An 8070-nucleotide genomic window follows, 5' to 3' on the forward strand; every position below is an offset into this window, starting at 1 on the left:
CCGTTTCGGCATTTGGGAACGGAGATACCACGATGAGGACGGGCAGACCGAAGGCCGAACTGGTGTTGAGCGAAGACGAACGCGCGCAGTTGCAAGCGTTCGCGCGCAGCCGGTCGTTGCCTGCAGCGCTGAGCAATCGGGCGCGCATCATTCTCAGCAGCGCGGACGNGGAGCTCAATAGCGCGATCGCCGAACGGCTGAAGATGGGCAATGCCACGGTGGGCAAGTGGCGCGCGCTTCGTCGCGCGCCGCATCGCCGGTCTGTACGACGATGTTTCGCCCGGGTGCGCCGCGTACGGTCGACGACGAACGGGTGGCGCAGTTGATCCAAACCACTTTGCATACCAAGCCGGCCAACGGCTCGACACACTGGAGCGTGCGTTCTGTCGCGGCCGAGACAGGCATCTCCAAGAGCAGCGTGCAGCGCTATTTTCAGCTCTTCGGGCTGCAGCCTCATCGTGCCGAGAGCTCCAAGCTGTCCACCGACCCGTTCTTTGTCGAGAAGCTGCGCGACGTGGTAGGTCTGTACCTGAGCCCGCCTGACGAGCGTCAAGCAGTTGGTCCAACGCATCGACCATTTCGTCACCGCGTACAACACGAACTGCTAGCCGTTTCGCTGGACTGCCGCTGCGGACTCGATTCTCGAGAAGTTGCATCGACTTTGTTCATGTATTAGCGGGACAGGACACTAGGCAGCAGAACCATAAATTCCTCGCCACCGACGCGGGCAACGCCGTCATAGGGGCGAATTGCGTCGCGGCATCCCGGACGAAGCCTTGCAATACTTCATCGCCCACCTGATACCCATAGCGGTCATTGACCGCTTTGAAGTTGTCCAGGTCCAGCGCCAGCAGAGAAAACGACTCGCCTTCCCGCTTGGCGCTTGCAATCTCGGCTTCGATGCGGCGCATGAACGTGCGGCGGTTGGCTGCGCCGGTCAAGGGGTCGGTCGCAGCGAGGTGTTCGAGCTTCTGGTTGGTCCGTTTCAGCGCCTGAAGCGCACTTTCGGTGCGCCCCATGGCCGCCGCCAGACGGGCCATCCACTCTTCCTGACTGTAAATGGTCGCAAACGAACGGGTTGTGTGAAACGCCTGGACGACGCCGTAGCTCAAAAGAAAGAAGCCTCCGGCAAAAATGGCATGCGCCAGCCACCAAATGACCATCACCGATGACGTTCAACTATAACGTAATACGGTCACATACATCATTCAGAATCACGAAATTCCCCCTCTCAGCCCGCTTCCGCCCATGAGCCGTATCAACGATACCCATCTACGCACCCGTGAAGTCGCCGCCCGCCTAGTTGCCGCGGGCCGGCACCCGCATGAGCTCACCGTCGACCTCATCTACGCCGAGATTCGCCAGGGCAGCCGCACCACCATCAACGACGAGCTGAAGCTGTGGAAGGACGAGCAGGCGCGCAACAACAACGCGCTCTCTGCCGCATTGCCGCCAGCCGTCGCCAACGCCATGCTGTCTGTCTGGGCGTTGGCCGTCGAGCAGGGAGAACAGGTCTTTGCGCAGCGCAGCGCGGAGTTTGAGGCCGAAGCGGCCGCCGCCACCACGCGCGCCGAATCGCTGCAGGTCGCCAATGCGGGATTGAAGGCGGAAGTACAAACGCTTCGCGCCCAGGTTGATTACCTGCAGGCGCGGCTCGCCACAGCGCTCGCCGATCACGCCAGGGTCCAGACCCAGTTGGACGCAACCATCCGCCAGGCCGAAGCAGCCGTGGCTGAGCGCGATGCCGTGCGCGCGCAATCGGACCAGGCCCTGCACGAAGCGCAGTCCACCCATGCCCGCGAACTGGAAGCTGTGCGGGCTGCCCGCGCCGAACACGAGGCCGCCCTGCGGGCGGGGGTTGACCAGGCCACCACCGGCCTCGAAGGCGTGCAGACGCTCGTCATGCTGCAGACCGAGGAAACGCGCGAAGCCCAGCGTCGCGCGGAAGCGGCCGTTTCGAAGACCCGGCAACGAAACGAGCAACTTGTGGCCGACGGGCAGCGTCTCTCCGCCGACGCTGCTGAACAGCGGCGGCTGGCCGAACGGCATGAAAAACAGCTCGCTGGTGTCATGGAAGAAACGCGCGAACTGCGGCGCGAGCGCGATTCCCTGACCCTGCAGGTGGCCCAGTTGCAGGGTCAGCTCAAGGGCCGCGACGAATCCGCGCCAGCGCGTACAGCCAGACGTCGCGCCAGTTGAGCCAAACAGCGAGCAACGGCTTTCGGAGTACCGCGGAGCGCGTCAGCGCCCGCCTGCGCTGCTCGACGATATTCTCGCGCTGGCAGACGAGCTGGCGCACGGCACGATCGACCGGATCATGGGCATGAGCGATGCGGACGACGCCGCTGCGGTGTTATCAGACTCGCTCAAATTGCCGCAAGGCTGACAGGCGGAGAATGCAGCAACGGTACCGGCCGGCTCGATTCCAGCTAGCTCTCCGGCAAAAGCCGGCGAGCATAGCCCGTGCGGTTGATGTCATGCACAACGCCTATCCTGCCTTCCGGTCCGGTCCGGTCGGTTACGTTCCCGAAATCGCCGGTCACGTTCCTCCGAAATACGCAATGTTGCACTATCGCGCTGGATCAACGAGCTGCGGGACAGACGCGGTATGAATATCGCAGTAGTGGCACTGGCGAACAAGACCGCACGAAACAATCTGGGTCATGTTAGCAAAGGAGCGAGAATACCGTACCCGTGTGAGAATCGCTCTGTAATAGAAATTCAGCAAAAACTCATCGTCGATTACACAAGTGATTTGACTCAGTGGCAACAGGTTGGACCGTCGGTGACAAATCCTGCGTAGACTTAGGACCTACAAGGCCGCTGATATATGAAGGGGTCGCCGAGCGAAATCCATTGGGGGCCAAGCGCCTACGAGCGCGCCAACGCACAGGCCCGAGGAGTTTGTTAGCCGCACTTACGGGCCGAACTGTGTGTTAATCACCGCTTCGACGAGCGTCACGCCATTTGGGGTCAAGGTAACTACATCACCGTCGACGGTGACCAGTGCTTTATCAACCAGTGTCTTAAGCGCACGATTGATAATCGAATTATCAAAAAAGCTTCGCCCTTCAAAACGCCGTCTGAACACGCCGTCATTCACAGGGACCAATGTAGATGTTGCCATTTTGAACGCATTAACTTCCCGTCGAAGCAGGGAGATGCCTTGGCTTTCATCAATGGGCAAGCGATGATTGTCCAATGCTTCCTTGTATCTTCCGTATCCGGTTATGTTGATAGCTTCAGCTCTTGTACATTTGGAGCTGCCGCCCAAGCCGATGGCCACCTCTGGATACTGCTTGCCGAGATCGGTGACTAATCCCTTCCATTTTTCGGGGCGTTGATGCTTTTGATGAAAGTACATTGTTGGATGCTCCAGATAGTCAGAGGATAAATACTTTTCAACAAGCTCGCGCATTTGATACTGCTTACCTAAACCCGGAAACCTCCTCTTATCATCAAAAAACTTTCCTTTCTGCCACAGACTCTTTCGTTCGCCAGAAACACCAGTGCGTTTCCTCATAAATTCGTCCATGTGCAGCTTGGTACAGACAACATGGGAGAGCCCCAATTCTATAATCTTCTCCACGTCGCGTTTCACGTCATCGACATTTTGGTCGAGTAGGCCATAAATAAGGTCGACACTAATCCAGTTAAAACCGATCTCGCGCGCGTCATAAATGGTCTCTATGCACGCCCGGGCTGAATGCATACGACCGGATGCTTTGATGATATGATCATTGAAAGACTGCACCCCAAAGCTGATTTTTGAAAAACCTAGCTTTTTTAACAAGCGCAGATAGTTTTTAGTCAGCGTTCCCGGCTCACCTTCAAAACGCATGGACGCAGCCGAAAAATTAAAATGGCTTTGATAAAAATCCACTAAACGCCGCAGTTCTTGCTCCGGAAGCAGCGATGGCGTGCCCCCGAAGATATTAAATTCCCCAATTTCTACCTGCCCAAGGCTTGGGATACTCTCAAGCCACATCCTTGCTTCTGTTATATTACAATCCACCACATCCCGGAACATCGTCTGTGCAGCCTCGGTCTGTGGGTTGAGAATAACTGTGGGAAAATCACAGAAATAGCAGCGGTAGCGGCACGTTGGAATATACGACCAAAGATGGATTTGTTTAGCTTGCTTTATCTCTCGCTCCATATCATTCAAAAAAGAATCAAGTGGATAACTAGAGATATCGCCCGGGAAAACGTGGCAGCCGAAAGGGTCTTTAAATACGTAATCAAGGAATTCGCAATTCTGCGGTCGCGAGAGGAAATCGTATACTCGCGGCACAGGATAGTGAGCGTCGATGTCGTTCAAAGAATCTAACGGTTCTTTATTCATTAAAAAACTCCACCGTTAGCGAAGTAATTATGTGCGTCCCCGGATTCACGGTCCTCGCAGAAGTAGTAGACGAAACGTCTGAAATCTTCCGGCTTGACAACATCGAAACACTTGGGCAACGGTGGCGGGAAACCGATATCACCACCAACAGTGCGGCGCATCGCGCTAAAAATTTCATCACGAAATTCAAAATATAGTCGATAGCACGGCGTTTTGTAGGAATGGATCGACTTGAAGTCGATAATGCGAGTTTCCCGCTTAATTTCATTGAGGCGCCTGTACAGCCGATCTGCCACGCGCCCAGTGAAGAACTCACGTACCAGGGCATTTTCCAGCAAAATATGCGGATTTAACAGCACAGGTAGAACGACATTTTTAGGAACATAGTCCTTAATTGAGCAAAACCAGGCATTTTGCGACTGTTCCGGGGTTGTATCTTGCAGCGCTATTGTTTGCTTCTCGGCATCAATGCGGACGTCTTTCATGATAATGATACCGTCCTGCCCATAGGCGGTGCCGGTGATGACCTCTTCTAGGAGAGTATCCACGCGACGACTGTTAATTTCTACCCGGGAATCTCGGGCGTAAACTGGGTTGCCACCCCTTGCAATGACCCGTATCCCAAAATCCCAATCATCGGAAAGGTGTTCCACAAATCTTCCATTTTTGAGTTGATAGAAAATTTCGATACCCCCCACTTCGTCGTAGAGCTTGCGCTCAACAGCGAAACCTTTTCCGTCTGGAAAACCGCCGAATAGCGAAAAAGACATTTCCCGGCAACGTAAAGTTTTTTGAATTTCCCGAAATAGATTAGGGCGGTTGATGAATGAATTCTCATTATAATAATAGTTGCAGGTACCCAGCCCCCCATTTTCTTCTATCATTTTTTTTATTAGTGCATGCAGCCAGTATGGGTCTACTGTACAATCTGCGTCTGAGGAAACAATATAGTGCTTCCTTTGGACTCCCAAGCGGCTGTCCCTAGTTTTTGAGCGGAAGGACGCATAATCCATACCCTGTTTTCTGGCGGATGATACTCCCTGAACGGCTTCCGTGATTATATTAATATCAATGGAGGGGTTTTCTGCCTTAAGGGCCTTTACTTTCCGGACAGAATCGTCTGTAGAATTGTTATCCACAACAATCAATTCATAGCTCTGATGGGTAATCAGGTTGTTATGGGTTTTCTGGTTAACCAAAGAAGTTAGCACATCATCAATGCAATCCGTTTCGTTATAAATGGGCAGTACAACAGATACAAAAACATTATCTCGCATACACCCCTCCAAAGTTCAGGTCGAAAATATCGCTGATGTTAGAGGAAAGTAATTGCCTTCCTATGAGGTAATTTTTTTTCGCAATTTCTTTCATAAGTTGTTTATTGTTGATGAGTTTATACAGCGCATCAATGAAATTTTCATCAGGTAAGCCATCATTCCCCTCTGATATCTTCATGATTGGCGCAATGAAACCATGCTGGCCATAAACCTCATCATAATATTCATAGCTGGTCGTAATGTAACAACGCTGGTGGCTGATTGCCTCGCCAATAGGGTTTCCATAACTATCATAATCCCAAGAGGTGAGAAAGGAGACTAGATCGCAGGAATAATACAAATCATCAATAGTGTACATCTGGCCCTGAGATGGTAGGCCTCTATGATGAAGTGACCCGAGGAATTTGATAGCCGACTCGGCGTTAAGTTTTTTAGATAAGACTACTAGCTGTTGATAATAATATGCGTCTTCGTTGGGATCACCTGCCACGAAAAGCAATGCCTTCCGATCGATATCATTCTGTATAAAAAGCTGATTCACGCGATTAATCACATAGATATCCCTGTCCAAGCGCTTTTGCGGAATAATGCGGGTTGTCCTGGCAATAATAAGATCATCATCCCGGATGGAGAAATCCTCTCTTAAATTCTTGTAGCCGACTTGGTCGTTGAATTCGTAGGTATTTTTTTTAACTTTTACATCAACTGTATAATTGCACCACTCTTCAAGGTTGCTTTTTAAATCATTGTTGAGTGTTACGTATGTTATGTAACTGGACTTGATGGGCTTGATGGCGTTTGGATATGGCGGTGGGCCATACTTCATTGCGCTCTTTTCGCTACTCCACATTAAATCGTGATCTCGCCAAATAACAAAATTCCCCAATCCATGGCAGTTTCCATATTCCTCGATGGCGAGATACAGGGCTTGAGTGTAAACTATATTTTCAGGAAGAGTTCCATTCTCCACAATAACATAGCCAATATTCAGATTGCCCCAAAGTTGAACAATTTTATGAGATAGATGCTGAGATGTGTCTATAATTTCGGCCTTTATATATTCTTTTCTTTGATTGGATTCCGATATACTTTGGCGTATTAAAACGTCATGCGCATGCTTGATAAAGTCAACGTTATAATTTGCTATGGAACTGATGTCATCTATACGAACAAGAGTGAATATGTCTTTGTAGAGTTCCTTTTCCCATTCGTACGGTTTGTTAAACATTCCTTTGTCTATTTTTATATCATAACCAAGGTCCAGGTACGATTTTATTCCATTCTGGGAAAGAACTTTTGCTATCTTGATTGCCTCAACAGTAATTCCTGATACCGCGACTGCGTCAAATGATACAAATATAGCTCGATTGTAAGCATTCATTTAGAAATCTCGCATCAAAAATAATATCATCGCAAATTACTGCTCCGAGTGTAATTCGCCGGTCGAGATCAGGAATTGGAGTCGCTCCACACCTGCGACAGAACGTGGGGGAAAGGTTTTTCTCAGTTGTTTGGAGAATATTGTTAAAAGATGGCGTGTCCAACAAGTTAAAATGGCATATTGATCACCATCAAATATCCTCTGTGCTCGGTATTCTTTGCGCGCTATTGATTAATATATCTTTGCCCCGACAAGGCACGCGGCAGGTTGAAGCGAGATTCGTACCATCAACGTACCCTCCACTGAGACCTTAGTTGAGCACGCCGTCTTACTATTTCCGATAGCCCCTGGTCCAAAGCCGACAATACGAGCGGGATTCGTCGCTGTTGCGACAAAATGTTCCTGCCGCCGTGCTTGAGAAAGATTGCCGCTGCACCGGCTGCGCGACGAGATTAGAAAATCCGAACGCTTGAGGAGAAGTGAGTTTAAAGCAACTAGGGAATGGACCGCGTAAGAACGTCGTTGCTACTTGCAGCTAGCGCTGCCCAATCAAATGCGGGTACGGGTGCGGGACGATCTCGCCGAAATGTTTAGCCGACGCATGAGCGCCATCCACAAGCGGGCACGGGAGGAGTTGGAGCAAATCCAGTCCCGCCGGCGCGCGCAAATGGAAAAACTCGTCGAGCTGCTCGACGGCGTGGTCGATATCGTCGCCGAGGGCGAAGACGATGCTCAGATCGGCCTGCCCCCTCAGGCGATTTGGAGCCTCTACGCGAGAGCTGCGCCGAGGTCCGCGCCTTCAGCGGCAACAACTACACCATATCCTCTCCCCCTACTGCTGCGCCGCTTGGGATAGAGGTGGCGCCGGAAATTCGGACAGTCGGATAAATGGAAGAGCTGGGGTCTGAGCCGGCCATAATGGCGGGCAGAAAGGACCTCAGAAGATGACGAAACGAAGCAGGCGAACCCACTCGGCGGGGTTGAAGGCGAAGGTAGCCCTGGCGGCCCTCAAGGGCGAAAAGACGCTGGCGGAGCTGGCCCAGCAGTACGACGTGCACCCCAGCCAG

Annotated in this window: 4 protein-coding genes and 4 pseudogenes; 4 read left to right on the top strand and 4 right to left on the bottom strand. The window is 51.8% G+C overall.

What is annotated here, in order from left to right; translation table 11 throughout:
* Nucleotides 1-32: 32 nt before the first annotated feature.
* A pseudogene (locus tag A3A5_RS40970) lies at nucleotides 33-544 on the top strand (helix-turn-helix domain-containing protein); the annotation flags it as partial.
* A 134-nt stretch (nucleotides 545-678) separates the two neighbouring features.
* Here A3A5_RS40970 and A3A5_RS0108075 read toward each other — a convergent pair.
* A pseudogene (locus A3A5_RS0108075) lies at nucleotides 679-1157 on the bottom strand (GGDEF domain-containing protein); the annotation flags it as partial.
* A 91-nt stretch (nucleotides 1158-1248) separates the two neighbouring features.
* On the opposite strand from A3A5_RS0108075, the gene A3A5_RS0108080 reads away from it, so the two are divergent.
* Nucleotides 1249-2199, top strand: coding sequence for a DNA-binding protein (locus A3A5_RS0108080; RefSeq protein ID WP_018310096.1), 951 nt, complete (start codon nucleotides 1249-1251; stop codon nucleotides 2197-2199).
* Between the two features lie 718 nt (nucleotides 2200-2917).
* Here the strand turns inward: A3A5_RS0108080 and A3A5_RS0108085 are convergent.
* From A3A5_RS0108085 to A3A5_RS44520, 3 genes are read right to left on the bottom strand one after another with little or no spacing between them, the layout of a single operon-like run.
* Entirely contained in the window at nucleotides 2918-4345 is a 1428-nt protein-coding gene (locus A3A5_RS0108085; RefSeq protein ID WP_026200569.1) for a radical SAM protein, read from the bottom strand.
* Nucleotides 4345-5622, bottom strand: a complete 1278-nt coding sequence (locus A3A5_RS44515; protein WP_026200570.1) for a glycosyltransferase family 2 protein — start codon at nucleotides 5620-5622, stop codon at nucleotides 4345-4347. The genes A3A5_RS0108085 and A3A5_RS44515 overlap by 1 nt, the downstream gene beginning before the upstream one ends.
* Nucleotides 5612-7003 carry a glycosyltransferase gene (locus A3A5_RS44520; RefSeq protein ID WP_026200571.1) on the bottom strand — a complete coding sequence of 464 codons (1392 nt, stop codon included), beginning with the start codon at nucleotides 7001-7003 and terminating at the stop codon, nucleotides 5612-5614. Before A3A5_RS44520 ends, A3A5_RS44515 begins: the two co-directional genes overlap by 11 nt.
* A 517-nt stretch (nucleotides 7004-7520) precedes the next feature.
* On the opposite strand from A3A5_RS44520, the pseudogene A3A5_RS0108100 reads away from it, so the two are divergent.
* Nucleotides 7521-7819 (top strand): annotated as a pseudogene (locus tag A3A5_RS0108100) (Tn3 family transposase); the annotation flags it as partial.
* Nucleotides 7820-7947: 128 nt separating this feature from the next.
* A pseudogene (locus A3A5_RS37935) lies at nucleotides 7948-8070 on the top strand (IS3 family transposase); the annotation flags it as partial.

It is taken from the genome of Cupriavidus sp. UYPR2.512 (genome assembly GCF_000379565.1).
GTDB lineage: Bacteria > Pseudomonadota > Gammaproteobacteria > Burkholderiales > Burkholderiaceae > Cupriavidus.